Below are 18,370 nucleotides of genomic sequence, written 5' to 3'. Positions count from 1 at the left end.
TTTTAATAATAGACTATGATTTGGCACTTTAAGGTGCAACAGTTCATGCACAATTACTTTAGCCCTGAAATCTGCTGGTTGATGCAATAGCCATGAAAGATTTTACAGAGATAGTCGTAATCCTGATTCCGTTCTGGGAACAAGATATGATGTTTGGCAAACTTGTCTCGGTCCCAACTACCATCATCGTAGTGCTTGCATAAGTCATCGTAGGGCGTAGCTGAGATAATGAATGAATCTAGCGTAATGTCCTGTCGGCCGCTTCTTTGCCCTACCTCTTTTTCTAGCTCGCGTAAGCGCTCCCACAAACTGGCTTTCTCATCATGCTTGTAGGCTTTAGCGTGTATCATGCCGTGCGGCTCGATAAAGACGATGTGCTGTTTTTTCTCAACCACAATCCACAAGATAAAATCAGGGTGGAATTTGCTCTCCTTGAAGAAACCCACGCCTTTGCCTCTGCTCAAGTTTCGCAGGAGGAAGATTTCCTTTCCCGCCAGCGACTTGTCCTTTTCGGCTTCCCAGTAGGCCCTCAGGTCACGGACGAAGCGTTCTTCACTCTCTTCAAGCGGCAGCGGATCAGCGGTGAGCACACTGCCTTTTTTGAGAAGCAGAGGCAGATAGATGCTCCGGTCGAAGTAGAGGCGTGGTAAGCCACTGTTTTCTTCTTTAATAAGTTTATCCATATCTTCGCATAGTTTTTCGATGGCAGCAACTAGGTCGCTGTGTGAACGCGGTACGCGCACGATGTAGGCGGCTTTTTTTTCCTGCACGCTCGGACGGTGTCAACACCGGTTTAAAATTCCCCGATTTCTCCGGTGAGAAATTCCCCACCCTAGTGTAAAATTATCTAGCTTTCATCATCCCCCTTACTAAGGCATAAGCCTGATTTTTTCTTGTTTTTCATGCGGTAACTGGAGCCGCGAATGTTAACAATGCTAGCATGGTGCAATAATCTGTCCAAAATGGCAGTAGCTATGACACTTTCACCAAATATATCAGCCCATTCCGTGAAGCTCTTGTTGGAAGTAAGGATAATACTCCCGTTTTCATACCGCTCGGATATGATATTGAAGAATAAAGATGCTGAGAGCTTGTCTAGCGGATGGTAGCCAATTTCGTCAATTAAGAGAACTTTCGGACGTATATACTTTTTCATCTTCTTTTTTAGGCGATTTTCCTCATAAGCTTTCTTTAGATCGGCAATAAGTTCATCAGTCTTTACAAAATATGCAGTTGCTCCCTGGGCAATAGCTTCCATAGCAAGGGCTACCGACAAATGCGTTTTCCCCACTCCCGGCGGTCCTAAGAAAACTACATTCCCGGCCTCATGTACAAACCGTAAAGTGGCCAATTCTTTAATTTGCCGTTCATCTACTGATGGTTGAAATGAAAAGTCAAAATCGGCAATAGTCTTCTGGAAGGGAAGTCGTGCCATGCTTAACCTGGTTTTAAATGCACGGTCCTTCCGGGCTGATAATTCTTCCTCTACCAGTGTATTTAGAAAATCAAAGTATGTTTGGTCTTTATCAACTGCTTCTTGAAGCCGGTATTCTAAAGTTCTGGCCATTTCTTTTAGCCCCAGTTCGGTAAGATGTTCACGCAATATTTCAATCTGCAGCATTGCTATACACCTTCCCAAACCAGGGATTCATAGTAGTCTAAAGGCCTTTTTTCAACCTGAGGCGGTTGAAGCACTGTTACAGAGTTTTTTCTGCGCTGGCTGGTAATGTTTTGGCCAGGAAGCCCATAGTAATGTTCCGGTTTTGCAATACGCTGATAACGTTTATGTTTTACCAGGGTGTGTTGAGTGAGCATTTGCCCTTGCCAATATACTTGTAGTTGGTCCCCGATAATTCTAAGCAAAACATCTCGTCCGATTAACTGCCAGGGTACAGAATAGAAGTTGCATTTGTAGGAAACAAAGCAGTCTCGGCTGACTTTGCGCTGGCAGTAATATGCCAAGTCAAAGTCTGGGTAACCGGTATATGGCTGCAATAACTCATGGGCCCACCGAGTAACCGGCTTTTCTAGAGTAGTAGAGTGAATACGTACGTTGGCCTTTTCATCCCGCCACTTGTGGGCTTGGAAATTGAGGTCTTCCAAGGAACTGAACTTGCGCCCGGGAAAGAAGTTTTCCCGGATATACCGGATTGGGCGTTCTACTTTGCCTTTAGTCCGCGCCCTGTACGGATGACAAAGCCGGGGACTGAAATTAAAGTGAACACTAAAATCCAAAAACCGTTCGTTCCAGATGATATGACCGTTATCATCACGCCCCAGGGTTACTGTCTTGGTGTTGTCGTAAAGTATTTCTTTTGGTATGCCTCCAAAAAATTCAAAAGCATTAATGTGGCATTTTAATAGTGTTGCAACATCCTGAGATGTGGTAAACTCTAGATAGAGCATACGTGAGTAACTTAATACCATAACAAAGCAATACAAGGGACGGCGTGCTCCATCTAGGTCGATGATATAGCCGAAATGAGCCCAATCTACCTGGGCCTGTTCACCAGGTCTTGTTTCATATCTTACGGTTGCTTGGGCCTTTAATACTGGCCGGTATGGCTGCATAAAGTCTCTCAATATGGTAATTTTACCTTTATAGCCCTTATCTTTTATTTCATCATAGATGACGGTGGCGTTAAGTACACCTTCTTGCATACGGGAAACTATATATTCTTTATATTCATCTAACTTACTAGGTCTTCTCCGCCTAACTTTTTTGGGCGGGCCATCAGATTGTATCCATTTTCTTATGGTTTTGCGGTCTCGCCCGGTACGGCGAGCAATTTCGCTGATAGAAACACCATTTTCATACATTTGCTTAATGTTCAACCATTCCCCACTCCCTACGTAAATTTTAAACACCTCCGATTTGCCAGATCTTCGGTGTTTATATTTCTAGGGGGTGGGGATTTTTTCCCCGGTGATTATAGGGATTTTATCACCGTTTTTAACAGACGGTTGAAAGCCAAGTTGGGATCATCAAGGTCAAGAGGACGATAGACTAGGTTTTCGCTGTCCCAGCGCTCGTGAGCTCGGCGGTAGAAGGTGTCCAGGTACTTCCGCAGGATAGCTGTGACCGCCTCTTGCAAACGGGTGCGGTCAGTGACGGTGCGAGGACGGAACACAGCATCACTTGCCTTCAGGGTATAGGGAACTTTTTCTAGGATAGCGCGCAGGGTTTCGGGACGAATAACCATGTTGCTCCAGCCCTTGCGCGCCTTGTAGTCCAGCAATTCGAGGTAGGCCTGCTCCCAATCCACCAATGTCAGACTTTCTGGCGGGATAGTGGTCGCCTTATATTCGCTTTGGGCGCGAGCGTCCTGCAGGCCATCCGCGTCGCTTTCCAGTGCCTGCACTTTGACCGATAAATCCACTCTCAGGCGGATTTTTTCATCAGGGGTAAGCAGGAGTATCGTCTCGGTAGCAAAGTCACGGCCGCTCTCAGGACGCGGTAGCACCAGCCCGCGCTGAAGCATCTGTTCGTTGGTCCACACAGGGAGCGGTAGTTCAACCGGCGGCTCGGTCTCTACCCCTTCTCGTTCGAGATAATCACGGAATTGGGCCATGTAGTTGGCGCGCACAGCAAAGATGTTGAGTGTCTCCAGCAGTTTTATATGCGGTGGATGATTGCCCGGAAGGGCAGCACTGCGTTTTAGAGAATGGTTTTTCCCGCGCAAGCGTACACCGCGCCCGAAGAGTTGGATGATTTGTGAACCTTCCCGCCGCCCAATGTTGAGAAGTCCCATGTTGGAGACGCGCCAGGAATTCCAGCCTTCCATAAATTTCTTGGCACCAATAAGAATATTTAGCGGCGTATCGGGGTGGTTGATATCCGTAAAGAGCGAGGAAGCGATAGCGTCTTCCTCCAGCGTGATACCGGTGTCATCGGTTTCCACCAGTTTTTTGAAATCGTTGGTGTCGCCAATGTAGATGAGACCAAAATACTTCTTTGCACCGGATGCCCTTAACCCCAGCTCGCCGGCGGCACTTTTAATGTCGCACAGGTGCAGACCGCCACTGGCCGAAGAGTGAAAGACCCGCCACAGGATGTCGTCGTATAAGGCTTCGGCGGTAAGGCCAGTTTCACGCACGTACGGGAAGCGCCCGGCGAACAGGTCTATCCCATCTGGCGTAATCAGACCGCTTTTTCCCGCCAGCAGTTCTTCGATGCCTTTGACCGCCCAGTCGCGGTTTGCCAGCACGCGATGGAGAAAACGCACCACAGTTAGCACGTCGCTGCGCTTCTGTTTATTCTCGCTATAGACAGCGTTGACCGTGCTGCCGACAAACACCCAGAGCGGCTTTTCCAAATTGTATGGGCGCAGGACCTCGGCTTGTTCGTCAAACAGGCGCTGCTGCTCATAGAAAGAGAGCAGGTTGCCCAGAAGGAGCAGATCGGTTTTATCCTCGTCGGTCTCATCCTGCAGGTTGAGGATGCGAAAGTCCTTGCCGTAGCCATCCCCGTAAAAGTAGCGGTAGGAGTAGTCAAAGACGATGGCCTTGCCGTATTCGGCAGTAAGCGGATCGTTGCGCGCCGCCGAGAGAGCCTGCCCAAAGGTAGCGCTGTATTCAAAGGTGAAACCTGTTTCGCCAAGCGCATCGCGGTACTTGCGCCAGGCTTCGCCGCCGGAGCCTTTGTGCCCTTCGTCCACAAAGATCAGATTACGGCCCTCGAATGCCTCCACTGGCACGCTAACCCCACCACCGCGCTTTTCTTCTACCAGTTTAGTGATTTCGATAACCTGTACGGTGTATTTACTGTCGCTCCACAAGCCGCTGTGGTTGAGGTCGAAGCGGCGGGCGGGAATACCGGAAGCAGCAAGTTCGGCCAGGTGTTGCTCGCTCAGGCCCTCGTTGGGCGTGACCAGAAGGATGTTATCGAGCGGCTCCTTGTTGTAATGCAGGAATTGATAGTAGTTAAGATGCAGAATCAGCGTCTTGCCGCTACCCGTAGCCATCCAGTAAGCCAGCTTGGTCAGGTCGGCTTCGGTGAAGGGCTCGTCCTGCGGTTCGCCGGGCAATTTCTTTGCGTTGCGCTGGCACACAAAGGCGTTCAGGTCGGCCAGGAGTTGCGCTTTGTGGTTGAACAGGCGGTCGAGGACGATTTCCGTGTACAGCGCTGCCAAGTATTGAAAATAGCGGAGGGTGATGGGCTGGGTGCGGCGGGCGTTAATGACTGCCAGGTGGGCGCGAATGTTGTCGTCATAGCGTGCAAGGTCATCGGCAGAGATTTTGAGCTTGCTGCCGCGCGAGATAAGGCGGTAGTAAATATGGCTGCGTCCCTGCGCATCAAAACCTTCCTCAGCCTGTTTCATGTCCTCCAGCAGTTCACGGTTTTTCTCGTAACCCAGCAGGCTGTTGAGCCAGGAAAGCAGGAGCAGGCGATTTTCAAGTTTTTGGTATTGGGTTGATCCGTTGCTCATGCGCCAACCACCAACCTCTCAAAACCGGATTTTATAATAAGAGCAATTCGTCTCCTTCGTTCTTTGAGGAAATCCTTGTAATCAAGTTCGTACCAGTTTGAAGGCAATCCATGCCAATCATACATCTGTTGAAGCTCATCGGAAGCAAAGCGTTCTTCTAATTCCGGCACATAGTCCCTGGGAGCTCTGTCGGAAATCTTGATATTGTCGCTCCATTCCACTAAAGCATAGTTTGCTACCTGGTTAATGAGACGCTTTTCTCGAACCCCTATTCGTTGCAAGTATTTGCGGGGGAAGAGATGATGACGTTCCAAAGCAGTCTTTTTGGCCTTCGTGGTAGGATCCAGCAACTCGGACACCTTCATCTTCGAATACAAGACCCGCGCTTCCAACAGACAAAGCGCGGCATAGTAGGCAAATTGCGCAGTGTTCCTGGCAGCAGCGGTTTCCAATTCGTTGGGTAAGGTTACTTCCCAATAGTCTTTTGTCAAGACGGCGCCAATCTGCTCATCGAGAATGCGGACAAAGTCATCGGCTCTGTTTGCGCCGCGCAGTAGGGCCATATCCTGTTCAAACCGCGCTTCGGGCGAACCTGTATAACGCCCCGTGAGCGTTGCCATAAAGAACCAGCGCGCCATCACTTCACGCAAGCGGTACAAATCTACTTTGAAGTCCCGCTTCCCTATGAGCCACAATGCATAGGTGTAAAGAACAGCCATTTGTGAGGAGATGAGTTGATCGGAGGGGTATCCTGCCCTTTTCAGCACCTTGAAGAACTCATGCCAGTTTTGAAGGTCCAAAGCGTATACCTGAGCCTCTTGCAATAAGGCAAACTGCTTCACGCGCTGTTCATCTGAGAATTGCCGCGTTTCCAGGTCCTTCCCTCGAAGCAGGGAATAAACATGCTCTAAGCGAGCGCGGCGAAACCCCAGTGCCACGCTTACGCGCAGCAGCTGCTCAGGATTAGGGCGCAAATAATGATTAAAAGGCGAAGGACTACCATCCGGGGAGGGTGCTTTGCTGCGCCGACAAAATTCTTCCAGCTCTTTGCGACCCTCGTCCCAGAATACGGACATCAATGTAAGAATAAAATTGGCCTGATTTAGAGGTGTCCCTTTACTATTGATACGCACAAAGATCTCTGAAACCTTGTCTTCGTCAACGGAAGAGGAGATCTCCAGCGCGGTGAGTGGATATTCTTCCAGTTTGATCAGTCGGTCAATTCTCTCATGAATTATATCTTCTTCTTCGACGGTCAAGGGGCGCCGTTTTCCTAATTTCTCAAGGAATTTTCTCTTGAAAGCATGCGGTTTCGTATCGGGTTGCCATAAAATGCTAATGTCAGGAATCCACTCTACGTCCTTCTCAATCGCTGCATTAGAGACTTCAAATTTCTCACTCAGCGGATGAAAAGCTATTTTTATCCGCTGGGACTTGAAGTCTTTTGTAATCACGGGTACGGCTTTCATAACTGCGTATAATGAGGTCAACCTTTGCTGGCCATCTACGATGAGCAGACGCGCCACTTTTTGTTTTGGAGCAGCACCAATCGTTCGGTGGGTATCAGAACAACCATTTTCCCAGAAGAGAAGATAACCAATGGGAAAGCCGCGATACATCGAGTCAAACAAATCACGTACCTTGGTCATCGGCCAAACAAAGGGACGCTGAATGTCAGGCAGCCCGATTTCTCCCATAGATATATCTTCAACCAGTTTCTTAAGTATATAATCAACCTTCTTGAAAAGTACTTCTGCCATACCTATCCCTCCACGCCTGCAAACATTTTTGCCTTGAACACACCTTCCAACGCCTGTGCGCCGGGGATGAGCGAATCGCCGTTGACATAGATAACGTCCGCACCCTCGGTAAATTTGTGCTTGGCCACAAAATCGCGATCGCTTTTGTAATCTTCCTCTGTCCAGCCTGCGGTTTCGCGCCAGATGACCACGGTGCTCTTGCCATCGCGCGTCGCGCCGCGATAAACCAGGTAGTAACGGCCGTTATCGTCCAGCACCTGCCGCTTTGCCACGTCCAGACCGATGAGATAGTTGAAGGTCTCGGGAAGGTCCACTTTTTTAACACAAGTCTCGCCATCGCAGTAAATGTGCAAGCAGTAGTCAAAGGGCTTGCTGAGTTTTTCCACATTCAGCATGGTTTCGCTTTTGCGCGTCTCCCACCGAAGCATGTACTTGAGTAAGTAGTCCTCGAACTGCATCGCCACCTGCCCACCGCTTTCATCGAAGGGTAATAGATTGTTGAGGGCGTCTTCGTAGGATTCCAGGCGTATTACCTTGATGATACGCGGACCCCGCTCGGCTTCTTCTGCCGTGGCCACACGTTTGGGCTTGCCGTCCTTCCACTCCGGCGAGAAGGTAACTTTCTTCAAGCGTGGCAGGAGCACGGTATCAAAGTAATCCGCCATCTCCACCAAGATAAACTTCCGCCGCCCGCCGTCTTCGCGGTTCAGGTTGATGACGGCATGGCCGGTGGTGCCGGAGCCAGCGAAGTAGTCGAGGATAAATGCGTCTTTGGGAGGATCGGCTATTTCGAACAGCTTCCGCATAAATGCGACAGGTTTCTTTCCGTATCTGAAATTTACATCGCCTTCGTAACCAACCACATTAAACTCGTCTACCATATCATAAAATGTTGGAAAAGGCTTTTTCCTTCCAATACGGGTGCGAGGAACTCCTTGAAAATAGATTATGTTCTTAGCATCCTTTGGCACTAAAAAGAACCTATAACCCAACCCATCATCACCAATTCCTTCCACTTTTAGCAATGTACCAGGAGCGTAACGGCCTTCAATGTTTGCAACTGCAAACCTACCGCTACTATTACCTTTACGTATAGTGCCACGAACGCTAATAGGTTTGAGAAGCGAACTGTCAGGCATTTCCTCAACTATTATGTGATAGTGCTCAGGTTCAAAAACCTCTACGCGTCTACCACCAAGTGTAGTGACTTCTGATGGCTCTTTATCAAGTACTACCCGGTATCGATAATTCTCTAACCGTTCGGGCATCTCCAGCTTAGCAACTGCATAACAAGGCCGTTTAAACGCGACTACGTACTCTATCACTTCCTGGACTTCTTTATCGCCAGTAAGAATTCGCCCTTCATGTCTTACCTTAAAGTGAAAAGTAGCCACTCGATTGGTTTCGCCATAAAGAGCCTCCATTATGCCTATAAGATTTTGATATTCATGGAAATCACAACTTATGAAAATAAGGCCATCTCCCCATAAAGGGCTAGCTATTGATAATCTGTCGGCTATCATTGATATCCAGCAGGAATGTTGATAATTGTCTTTGTAAATGAACTCATCGCTTCCCGTGTTATACGGCGGATCTATGTACACACACTTCACCCGCCCGCGGTACTTCTCCTGGAGCAGGTTGAGCGCCTGCCAGTTTTCGGAGTGTACCAAGAGGCCGTCAGTCATTTCGTCCAAATCGTCAAAACTCGCCAGCAGACGGTCGGTGAAGTCTGGCGAAAAGTGGCGCGTATCCAGCGGCAGGGAGGGGTGTGCTTTGAGAAATGCAATACGGCCTTCCGGCGTTTGACAGTTGCCGGAAAGCAGGTCTTGTGGCAGGGTATCAATGGCTAAGATCTTCTTCCATTCTTCCCACTGCGCCTCGTTTTCGGCAATCTCGGGGTAGAACGTCTCGGGAATGTTGCCAACAGTGATGACATAAAAAGTCTCGGTGATGAATTTCTTCTTTTCCCAGAGCATTTTCTGGAAGTTTTCTATCTGTGCCAGGAACTCAATGATGATTAGGCCGATGCGCTTGATCAGACGCATGAGTTGGAACCAACCCTCGGCCAGCCCCTCGCCCGCGGCTTCCATCTCCTCCAAGTTGAGCACCTCGTTCTTCAGGTAAAAGTCCAGTTCGCGGGAGAGGAAGCCCTTCAGGTCCTTGTGGATGAAAAAGTCGCTGGTGTTGCGCCGGGTGTACTGGCGCAGGTGGTGTTCCAGCAGGGTTACTGCCGTCCCGTCGGTGCGGCGCTTTTCGGCAATCAGTGCTGCCAAAGCCTCAGGGGCGTTCTTGGGCAGACGTTTTGGAATCTTTTCCAGTGCTTCAGTAATAATGGCCTCCTGCTGGTTCCTTTTACCGTAGGTACTCTGCTCTTCCTGGTTAAGCGGGCGGAACTCGAAGGGAATGATGAGGGTACTGGTGTTGGCGTCCCAGGTGATTTCGTCCAGTCCCGGCAGAAAGAAGCGCTTTTCACCCTTGATGTTGTTCTGTTCCACGTCGGCGCCCTTTAGCTTGAAGTACACAATTACGCCATGGGGAGCCTTCCATGTATAATCAGTGAAGTACTCACCGGTCTTGACGTAATACTGGTCGTAGTTGGCCCAATAAAGATAGACCTCCTCACCATTGTAGGGGATGGCGTAGCGTTCCTTTTTGGAGTAACGGCGCTTGGAAATGAAGTCGCCGTCCTGCCAGTAGCGGCTGAAAAAGGAATAAAGATGGTTGTAGATAGCCGTCTCCAGCGCCTCGCGTCCCTTGGCGGATCTAGCCCGTTCCTGAGCAACAAGATATTCTCTTCCTGCCTTTGTCTCACGGTATTTCTCGGCTAAGTTGCCATCAGCGTCGAGGGCACCCTCGCCCAGCGCTTCCAGCACCTTTTTCCGGGCAGCATCCAGCTCTTGCATGGCTTGACTTTGCGCAGCCAGTGCCCCCTTGTTTAGCTCATCGTTCACCAAGCGTGTGTTAAAAACGGTGATAAAATCCCTATAATCACCGGGGAAAAAATCCCCACCCCCTAGAAATATAAACACCGAAGATCTGGCAAATCGGAGGTGTTTAAAATTTACGTAGGGAGTGGGGAATGGTTGAACATTAAGCAAATGTATGAAAATGGTGTTTCTATCAGCGAAATTGCTCGCCGTACCGGGCGAGACCGCAAAACCATAAGAAAATGGATACAATCTGATGGCCCGCCCAAAAAAGTTAGGCGGAGAAGACCTAGTAAGTTAGATGAATATAAAGAATATATAGTTTCCCGTATGCAAGAAGGTGTACTTAACGCCACCGTCATCTATGATGAAATAAAAGATAAGGGCTATAAAGGTAAAATTACCATATTGAGAGACTTTATGCAGCCATACCGGCCAGTATTAAAGGCCCAAGCAACCGTAAGATATGAAACAAGACCTGGTGAACAGGCCCAGGTAGATTGGGCTCATTTCGGCTATATCATCGACCTAGATGGAGCACGCCGTCCCTTGTATTGCTTTGTTATGGTATTAAGTTACTCACGTATGCTCTATCTAGAGTTTACCACATCTCAGGATGTTGCAACACTATTAAAATGCCACATTAATGCTTTTGAATTTTTTGGAGGCATACCAAAAGAAATACTTTACGACAACACCAAGACAGTAACCCTGGGGCGTGATGATAACGGTCATATCATCTGGAACGAACGGTTTTTGGATTTTAGTGTTCACTTTAATTTCAGTCCCCGGCTTTGTCATCCGTACAGGGCGCGGACTAAAGGCAAAGTAGAACGCCCAATCCGGTATATCCGGGAAAACTTCTTTCCCGGGCGCAAGTTCAGTTCCTTGGAAGACCTCAATTTCCAAGCCCACAAGTGGCGGGATGAAAAGGCCAACGTACGTATTCACTCTACTACTCTAGAAAAGCCGGTTACTCGGTGGGCCCATGAGTTATTGCAGCCATATACCGGTTACCCAGACTTTGACTTGGCATATTACTGCCAGCGCAAAGTCAGCCGAGACTGCTTTGTTTCCTACAAATGCAACTTCTATTCTGTACCCTGGCAGTTAATCGGACGAGATGTTTTGCTTAGAATTATCGGGGACCAACTACAAGTATATTGGCAAGGGCAAATGCTCACTCAACACACCCTGGTAAAACATAAACGTTATCAGCGTATTGCAAAACCGGAACATTACTATGGGCTTCCTGGCCAAAACATTACCAGCCAGCGCAGAAAAAACTCTGTAACAGTGCTTCAACCGCCTCAGGTTGAAAAAAGGCCTTTAGACTACTATGAATCCCTGGTTTGGGAAGGTGTATAGCAATGCTGCAGATTGAAATATTGCGTGAACATCTTACCGAACTGGGGCTAAAAGAAATGGCCAGAACTTTAGAATACCGGCTTCAAGAAGCAGTTGATAAAGACCAAACATACTTTGATTTTCTAAATACACTGGTAGAGGAAGAATTATCAGCCCGGAAGGACCGTGCATTTAAAACCAGGTTAAGCATGGCACGACTTCCCTTCCAGAAGACTATTGCCGATTTTGACTTTTCATTTCAACCATCAGTAGATGAACGGCAAATTAAAGAATTGGCCACTTTACGGTTTGTACATGAGGCCGGGAATGTAGTTTTCTTAGGGCCGCCGGGAGTGGGGAAAACGCATTTGTCGGTAGCCCTTGCTATGGAAGCTATTGCCCAGGGAGCAACTGCATATTTTGTAAAGACTGATGAACTTATTGCCGATCTAAAGAAAGCTTATGAGGAAAATCGCCTAAAAAAGAAGATGAAAAAGTATATACGTCCGAAAGTTCTCTTAATTGACGAAATTGGCTACCATCCGCTAGACAAGCTCTCAGCATCTTTATTCTTCAATATCATATCCGAGCGGTATGAAAACGGGAGTATTATCCTTACTTCCAACAAGAGCTTCACGGAATGGGCTGATATATTTGGTGAAAGTGTCATAGCTACTGCCATTTTGGACAGATTATTGCACCATGCTAGCATTGTTAACATTCGCGGCTCCAGTTACCGCATGAAAAACAAGAAAAAATCAGGCTTATGCCTTAGTAAGGGGGTGATATGCTCCCCTTTGAGTAGATGCTTGAAATAACTGAAATTGATGATTACTTAAAGGGGAGTTTTTCATGGGACAAAAAAACATCAGTTACGAAGAGAAATTAGAAGCAGTCGAAAAGTACCTGCGAGGTGAAGGAAACCTCGAAAGCATCTCGCGTGAATACGGAGTAAGCCGTTCTAGTATTAGACATTGGTTAGCAAATTATGATGCCATGGGGCCATCCGGTTTAGCAACGACACAAACGAACACTAGGTATAGCGTAGAGCTTAAAACTGCAGCAGTAAAGGCATATCTCAATGGTGAAGGAAGTCTACTGGAGATATGTAAAAGGTTTAAAATCCGTAGTACAACACCACTTCGGTATTGGATAAAGGTGTATAATGGTCATAAAGAATTTCGGGCCCCAGAAGGCCGAGGGAGAGAAATCTATATGACCAAAGGGCGTAAGACCACATTAGATGAGAGAATTGAAATTGTAAGCTACTGCATAGCCAATGGTAAGGACTATGCTGCAACAATTGAGAAGTATGGGGTCTCTTATCAGCAGATATATAGCTGGGTACGTAAGTATGAGAAAAATGGCGTAGATGGCCTCGTTGACAGGCGTGGGAAACGCAAGCCACTGGAAGAAATGAATGAAACTGAGCGTTTAAGAGCAGAGAACAGGATGCTTAAAGCCGAGCTCAAACAGAAAGAAATGGAGAACGCCGTATTAAAAAAGCTCCAAGAAATCGAAAGGAGGTGGGGTTAAGCGGCGTCCGTCAGGAAAAGCTTTACCTGACAGTAAAGGAGCTGCATGAAAAAGAAGGATATCCAATAGAAAATATTTGCAGGATATTAGATTTGAACAGATCATCCTATTACAAGTGGCTCCGCCGCACGAAGAGTGCCCGTGAGCGGGAAAACGAGGATATTCTTCATAAACTCGGTCATCTTTACGCTGAATTCAATGGCATATATGGATACAGGCGATTGACAGATGAGCTAAACGCAAGATACGGAACCAATTACAATTACAAACGAATATATCGACTTACCAGTCTTGCGGGTTTAAAAGCCGTCATTCGCAGAAAGCGACCACAATACCAGCGTTCTACGCCGGAGATTACCGCAGAGAACATCTTAAATCGTGATTTCACAGCTGAAAAACTTAACGAGAAATGGCTGACCGATGTAACAGAATTCAGGTATGGAAATAATGAGAGGCTGTATTTGAGTGCAATTCTCGACCTTAAGGACAAAAGCATTGTCTCTTTTGCTATGGGCCGCAGTAACAACAATCAACTTGTACTTGACACCTTTGACTTGGCCGTATCCAAATACCCAGATGCGCGCCCGCTGTTTCATAGTGATAGAGGCTTTCAATACACGAGTAGGCAATTTAAGGCTAGATTAGATAAGGCAGGCATGACACAAAGCATGTCAAGGGTCGGTTGTTGTATTGATAACGGCCCTATGGAAGGCTTTTGGGGTATTATTAAATGTGAAATGTACTATCTTAACAAATTTGAGGATTACGACAGTCTGGCAGCAGCTATTGAGAAATACATATATTTCTACAACTACGAGCGTCGGCAAAAGAAGCTGAACGGAATGCCTCCCATGACATACCGCCAACTGCTCGAAAATGCGGCATAAAAAACTGGACCTCTTTTTTAGGAGTCCAGTTGCAGAGTTTTTATTTTTTCAGCCGTCTACTTGACAGGGGGCAGTTCAGGGATGATGAAAGCTAGATAATTTTACACTAGGGTGGGGAATTTCTCACCGGAGAAATCGGGGAATTTTAAACCGGTGTTGACAGTGGCAGGTCCTCGGAGATAAAGCGCTCGATGATTGCCCGCTTGAAGTTCATGATGCGGTAGATGCCGAAATCCAGGTCAGCACAGTCAAATTGAAATAGCTCGCGCAGAAGTTGTTGGAATTTTATCTGAGGAGTGCTCATCGCTATTCACCTTGCCTTTCTTTCTTTTTCTGACTCCTCCCGGCCTTTCTCCACCAGGTCCGAGATGATAGGCACAACGAAAACCTATTTAAACGATTTCCGAAGCATCCTGCCTGTAGCTTTACCTTCATATAATTATTCTACATCGATAGTCAATTTCATCCTCCTTAGAATAGAATTCGGAAGAAACTAAAAGCAACACATAAGACGCTGTTTGATCATGTACTTCATAGGCCTGTTTTGTACAGAATAATAGAATACGTGCAATACCTACCCTATCATGCACAATGATACAAGGATATAAAGGAGTCGAGCTATCATTCAATCCATTCAAATACCTGTTATGAACAAACATATCCATGACGTGCCTGTCTTTGTTGAAAGAGCAGAGTTAAAGATCTCTCTAGAAGAGCAGCAACTTGTGCAATCCCATGTTTAACTTTGCCAAATAGACTTGTATACTTTTCTCTGTTGATGTATAACTATTATCACCAACGGAGGAAGGGGTATAGAGGCGGTCGTGGCTTTACAGCAGTTTTTGTAAAGGAATGCCATCCTAAAGCTGGATATCATTGGTAACGATTCGGTCAAACACTGTGATACAAGAAAAGGTAACGGCTAAAGCATGAAGGTAAATCCTACCAGCGGCTGAAAGCCGCTTAAAGTAAGGGGTCGGGAGGCGAGCGGGTGACATGGGCGGGAGGGGGTCTCCAAAACCGGTATTGTGCAGCTTATGAGGATGTAGACGTCGCTAGTGAAACATACAAGAGATTTACCGCTTTGGGCTGTGCCTACTGGCATCCACCCGGAGAATGTGACGACGATATAGTCAACTTTGACAAACGTGTAATTGTGGCAAATTTAGAAGAATGGCTAGATAATAGAAACCCTGACGCTTACAGAGCTTTATTGACCCTTTATGGGTGCGGATAAAATAAAAACTCCTTGACGAATAAAACCGTCAAGAAGTTTAATCAATAACCTTGAAGTATTTAAGGCGTCTATTATAGCTTCTTCTTTATACTGGGGCACTGAATAATAACGATATTTTCTTCGTGCTACTGCATTGGGAGCTGGGTATGTTGGCAAACCCAGCTTTCTTTTTACTTCCGCAACATACGCTGTATGAACCTTGAATCCGTAATGCTCCTCAACATACTGCTGAATCAACTTATATGTAACTATGTCAGGCATCCTCTGTCTATTGCTTGACAAATTTATCTTTACGCAGATAAAATCATCAAGTTCTTTTGTGGGACAAAAGAACAACCGTCTCCACATGGATTGTGGCAGAGAAATGATAATAATACGCAGAAATAGGGGATTTTGGTATTAGTACCCCCCTACTCTTGTTTTCTTATATTCACTAAAGAACTCTTCTCCGTACCGTACCCGTCTAATCCATTTCTTTTACAGTAACCCCTAACTGAATCTCTTGACAAGCCAAGTTCCTTTGCTATTTGCTTAGATATTTAAGTATCATAGTCATAGTCTTCTTGCACTATTAACGCTTTAATAAGTAAGCTTACTTCTATTGGAATAGGCTTTAACTCCTAGCTTATTTATTATCCGTTAGTGCCCAACTGCACTTCATATGTAAGTACCCATCCTTTAATTCAGCAGAAAGCTCTCCATTCATTTTATCCATTAAACTCTGTGCAATAGATAGGCCTAATCCTGTTCCTTTACCTGAGCGAGTTTGATCTGCCATGTAAAATCTATCAAAAAATAATTCAACATCCTTCTCTGTTAAATTTTCCGCATCATTGCTTATAGTTAAATCTACAGTTGTTTTCGACTTTTCAAGTATTATAGCTATATTTCTATATGAATATTTTATAGCATTAGAGACAAGATTTTCTATAACCCTTTTTGTAGCTGATTCATCTGCATTAATACTAACTTTTTCTTTAGGCATTTGAATATCTGGCACTATTTGTTTTTCATTAAATTTATCGTATAGATTTATAATGGTTTCTTCGACAATACTTTTTATATTTAAATTTTCTAATTTCAAACTATAATCAACAGATTCAATAACAGAAAGTTCAAAAAAGTCATTTAGTAAAGTCTGTAACCTCTTTGTTCTGTCCTTAGCAATTTTTAAATATTGCTTCCTCTCTTCATCCGAAATCTCATCATCTTCCATCAGTTGAATATATCCTAAAATAGATGTTAAGGGTGTTCTTAGATCATGGGACATATTTGCTATAGCCTGTTTTAGCTGTCTTTCAGCAGATTTTTTCTCTGTATTTGATTGTATATGCAAATCAATTAAATTATTAATTTCACTAGCAATACTTTCTATCTCCCTATTTAGGAATGTTATGTCTATTTTCTTATCAGTTTTTCTCATATTATAATTTTTCAATTGCTCTGTTATATTTTTAAGTTGTTTTTTTATAAATAATAATTGGGTAAGAAAAACTATTAATAATAAGCTTAATATAATTATTATATATAGTATTTTTCTCACCCACTTTCATATTATTTGATTTCTTGTTTTTTAAAAATCCTACTACCACAAAAAGATATTACAATAAATGTTGCTAAGGAAATTAAAATATTCTTCCCAATTTCATCGGATGTAATGGAAGAATTGAATGCTTGATAAATCTGATAGAATATAGTATTTTCATATATGGTTCTAACTATTTCATATTTAAAGATTAAAGCCTTATCGATTATAAATAATATAATAGTCATAATAATAGTAATAATAATAGTCCTTCCACTTTCTTTAGTTATAGAAGCTATCAACATTATAATTGATGAATAAGCAATTATAATCAGAGTATATAAACTAAAAGCCCTTAATAAATACATAACTGTTTCACTAGTATAAATATCACTATGGCCTAAAAAAATAGTTTCAAGTACAACTGTCATTAATGGCAATATTACAGCAGTAATTACTGAGCCTAAGGAAAAAACAATTAACTTTGCTAAATAAATGCGGCTTCTTTCATTTCCACTTAAGATCTGATTTTTAATGGTTCCTGTAGTATAGTCTATATTAATAAAAAAACCAGCCAAAGTACTTATAATTAAATTAAAAATCAGTGGCAGCTTTACCATTTCCATGGCATTGTACTCTTTTAATCCTATATTGTAAAAGCCTGTATTGTGCATTTTCCACCAATCTATTATAACTAAATAGTTAGCCAGTCCATATATAAATGTTACTACTCCCATCAAAACCCAAAAAGTACGATTCCTTTTTAACTTAAATAATTCAGCCTTAATTAGATTAATCATTGTTAACACCTCCCACAAGTTTTGCAAAATAACTTTCCAAGTCATCACCTGCTTGTGAAAAGTGTTCTATAATAAGATTGTTCTTAGTCAGTGCTAAGGATACCCTTTGTATATCATTTAGATGGCTGTATAACTTTATGATTCCATCTGGCATAATTTCAAAATCTGTTGAATTAAGTTCAGTTTCCAACACAGTAGCTCCCTTGCTAGGATTATCCACCTTAATCCGTAAATACTGCCTACATTTTTGATTTAGTTCTGATGCTGAAATCTCTTCTAAAAGCCCTCCTTTATGAATAATACCATATCGTGTGGCAAGTTGATGTAGTTCACTTAGTATATGACTAGATATTAAAACGGTCATTTCTCTTTCTCTATTTAGCCTTTTTATAAGTTTACGAAGTTCAACTATTCCCATAGGGTCTAATCCATTTGTAGGCTCATCAAGAATTAGAAATTCAGGATCGCTTAAAAGTGCAATGGCAATACCCAATCTTTGCTTCATACCTAGTGAAAAATTTACTACCTTCTTTCTTCCTGTGTTTTCTAGTCCGACTAATTTTAAGGTCCTATCAATACATTTTTTATCTGGAATTCCCTTTTGTAAGCGATGTAGCTCCAAGTTTTCATATGCTGACATATTTGGAAATAAAGCAGGACTTTCAACTACTGCCCCTACTCTCTTAATGGATTTTACTAATCCTTTCTCACTACTTTGTCCAAATAATTCCACAGTTCCTTTAGTGGGAATTGTAAGACCTGTAACTACTCTAAGTAGAGTTGTTTTTCCAGCACCATTTTGTCCAATAAATCCATAAATCTCGCCCTTTTTTATCTCAATATTTATATTGTCAAGAGCAAGACTTTTTCCATATTTTTTATAAATATTCTTAGTTCTTAATACATATTCACCCATTGA

Annotated in this window: 16 protein-coding genes; 5 read left to right on the top strand and 11 right to left on the bottom strand. The window is 44.3% G+C overall.

Annotated features, from left to right (window positions below):
• Positions 1-53: 53 nt before the first annotated feature.
• The 6 genes from ACZ5NG_RS02425 to ACZ5NG_RS02400 form a co-directional block, all read right to left on the bottom strand.
• Entirely contained in the window at positions 54-770 is a 717-nt protein-coding gene (locus ACZ5NG_RS02425; RefSeq protein WP_464252406.1) for a hypothetical protein, read from the bottom strand.
• A gap of 77 nt (positions 771-847) precedes the next feature.
• Positions 848-1,621 (bottom strand): IS21-like element helper ATPase IstB, encoded by a 774-nt coding sequence (istB, locus tag ACZ5NG_RS02420; RefSeq protein ID WP_464250998.1) that lies wholly within the window; start codon positions 1,619-1,621, stop codon positions 848-850.
• Positions 1,622-1,623: 2 nt separating this feature from the next.
• On the bottom strand, positions 1,624-2,835 hold the full coding sequence (istA, locus tag ACZ5NG_RS02415) for an IS21 family transposase (protein ID WP_464251620.1): 1,212 nt from the start codon (positions 2,833-2,835) through the stop codon (positions 1,624-1,626).
• Positions 2,836-2,930: 95 nt separating this feature from the next.
• Positions 2,931-5,429 (bottom strand): DEAD/DEAH box helicase family protein, encoded by a 2,499-nt coding sequence (locus ACZ5NG_RS02410; RefSeq protein ID WP_464252405.1) that lies wholly within the window; start codon positions 5,427-5,429, stop codon positions 2,931-2,933.
• Entirely contained in the window at positions 5,426-7,189 is a 1,764-nt protein-coding gene (locus ACZ5NG_RS02405; RefSeq protein ID WP_464252404.1) for a GmrSD restriction endonuclease domain-containing protein, read from the bottom strand. Before ACZ5NG_RS02405 ends, ACZ5NG_RS02410 begins: the two co-directional genes overlap by 4 nt.
• Positions 7,190-7,191: 2 nt before the next feature.
• On the bottom strand, positions 7,192-10,143 hold the full coding sequence (locus ACZ5NG_RS02400; RefSeq protein ID WP_464252403.1) for a DNA methyltransferase: 2,952 nt from the start codon (positions 10,141-10,143) through the stop codon (positions 7,192-7,194).
• A gap of 132 nt (positions 10,144-10,275) precedes the next feature.
• Here ACZ5NG_RS02400 and istA (ACZ5NG_RS02395) point away from each other — a divergent pair, with 132 nt between their 5' ends.
• From istA (ACZ5NG_RS02395) to ACZ5NG_RS02380, 4 genes are read left to right on the top strand one after another with little or no spacing between them, the layout of a single operon-like run.
• Positions 10,276-11,487, top strand: a complete 1,212-nt coding sequence (gene istA / locus ACZ5NG_RS02395; protein WP_464251620.1) for an IS21 family transposase — start codon at positions 10,276-10,278, stop codon at positions 11,485-11,487.
• A 2-nt stretch (positions 11,488-11,489) separates the two neighbouring features.
• A complete protein-coding gene (gene istB / locus ACZ5NG_RS02390; RefSeq protein ID WP_464252402.1) occupies positions 11,490-12,284 on the top strand; it encodes an IS21-like element helper ATPase IstB in 795 nt (264 codons plus the stop codon).
• A 34-nt stretch (positions 12,285-12,318) separates the two neighbouring features.
• Entirely contained in the window at positions 12,319-13,002 is a 684-nt protein-coding gene (locus tag ACZ5NG_RS02385) for a transposase (protein WP_464252401.1), read from the top strand.
• Complete coding sequence (locus ACZ5NG_RS02380) at positions 12,993-13,889, top strand: IS3 family transposase (protein WP_464252400.1); 897 nt, start codon at positions 12,993-12,995, stop codon at positions 13,887-13,889. Before ACZ5NG_RS02385 ends, ACZ5NG_RS02380 begins: the two co-directional genes overlap by 10 nt.
• Before the next feature lie 145 nt (positions 13,890-14,034).
• Here ACZ5NG_RS02380 and ACZ5NG_RS02375 read toward each other — a convergent pair whose 3' ends face one another.
• Positions 14,035-14,193, bottom strand: a complete 159-nt coding sequence (locus ACZ5NG_RS02375) for a hypothetical protein (RefSeq protein WP_464252399.1) — start codon at positions 14,191-14,193, stop codon at positions 14,035-14,037.
• Between the two features lie 687 nt (positions 14,194-14,880).
• On the opposite strand from ACZ5NG_RS02375, the gene ACZ5NG_RS02370 reads away from it, so the two are divergent.
• Positions 14,881-15,126 carry a hypothetical protein gene (locus ACZ5NG_RS02370; protein ID WP_464252398.1) on the top strand — a complete coding sequence of 82 codons (246 nt, stop codon included), beginning with the start codon at positions 14,881-14,883 and terminating at the stop codon, positions 15,124-15,126.
• Here the strand turns inward: ACZ5NG_RS02370 and ACZ5NG_RS02365 are convergent.
• The 4 genes from ACZ5NG_RS02365 to ACZ5NG_RS02350 all read right to left on the bottom strand — a co-directional run bounded on the left by ACZ5NG_RS02365 (position 15,100) and on the right by ACZ5NG_RS02350 (position 18,367).
• On the bottom strand, positions 15,100-15,387 hold the full coding sequence (locus ACZ5NG_RS02365) for a hypothetical protein (protein WP_464252397.1): 288 nt from the start codon (positions 15,385-15,387) through the stop codon (positions 15,100-15,102). The two genes, ACZ5NG_RS02370 and ACZ5NG_RS02365, sit on opposite strands and share 27 nt — an antisense overlap.
• Positions 15,388-15,751: 364 nt before the next feature.
• Positions 15,752-16,669 carry a sensor histidine kinase gene (locus tag ACZ5NG_RS02360; RefSeq protein ID WP_464252396.1) on the bottom strand — a complete coding sequence of 306 codons (918 nt, stop codon included), beginning with the start codon at positions 16,667-16,669 and terminating at the stop codon, positions 15,752-15,754.
• A gap of 11 nt (positions 16,670-16,680) precedes the next feature.
• Positions 16,681-17,451, bottom strand: coding sequence for an ABC transporter permease (locus ACZ5NG_RS02355; RefSeq protein ID WP_464252395.1), 771 nt, complete (start codon positions 17,449-17,451; stop codon positions 16,681-16,683).
• Positions 17,444-18,367 (bottom strand): ATP-binding cassette domain-containing protein, encoded by a 924-nt coding sequence (locus ACZ5NG_RS02350; protein ID WP_461040651.1) that lies wholly within the window; start codon positions 18,365-18,367, stop codon positions 17,444-17,446. The genes ACZ5NG_RS02355 and ACZ5NG_RS02350 overlap by 8 nt, the downstream gene beginning before the upstream one ends.
• Positions 18,368-18,370: the final 3 nt, after the last annotated feature.

It is taken from the genome of Desulfovectis peckii (genome assembly GCF_055391705.1).
Note: the sequence above shows the minus strand (reverse complement) of the source record. Positions and strands in the feature narration are given on the sequence as shown.

Bases quoted from the DNA above. Each gene is read 5' to 3' on its own strand.
- ACZ5NG_RS02405 (WP_464252404.1), bottom strand. From the start codon at position 7,189: ATGGCAGAAGTACTTTTCAAGAAGGTTGATTATATACTTAAGAAACTG.
- istB (WP_464250998.1), bottom strand. From the start codon at position 1,621: ATGCTGCAGATTGAAATATTGCGTGAACATCTTACCGAACTGGGGCTA.
- ACZ5NG_RS02350 (WP_461040651.1), bottom strand. From the start codon at position 18,367: ATGGGTGAATATGTATTAAGAACTAAGAATATTTATAAAAAATATGGA.
- ACZ5NG_RS02385 (WP_464252401.1), top strand. From the start codon at position 12,319: ATGGGACAAAAAAACATCAGTTACGAAGAGAAATTAGAAGCAGTCGAA.
- ACZ5NG_RS02375 (WP_464252399.1), bottom strand. From the start codon at position 14,193: ATGAGCACTCCTCAGATAAAATTCCAACAACTTCTGCGCGAGCTATTT.
- ACZ5NG_RS02365 (WP_464252397.1), bottom strand. From the start codon at position 15,387: ATGCCTGACATAGTTACATATAAGTTGATTCAGCAGTATGTTGAGGAG.
- ACZ5NG_RS02410 (WP_464252405.1), bottom strand. From the start codon at position 5,429: ATGAGCAACGGATCAACCCAATACCAAAAACTTGAAAATCGCCTGCTC.
- istB (WP_464252402.1), top strand. From the start codon at position 11,490: ATGCTGCAGATTGAAATATTGCGTGAACATCTTACCGAACTGGGGCTA.
- ACZ5NG_RS02355 (WP_464252395.1), bottom strand. From the start codon at position 17,451: ATGATTAATCTAATTAAGGCTGAATTATTTAAGTTAAAAAGGAATCGT.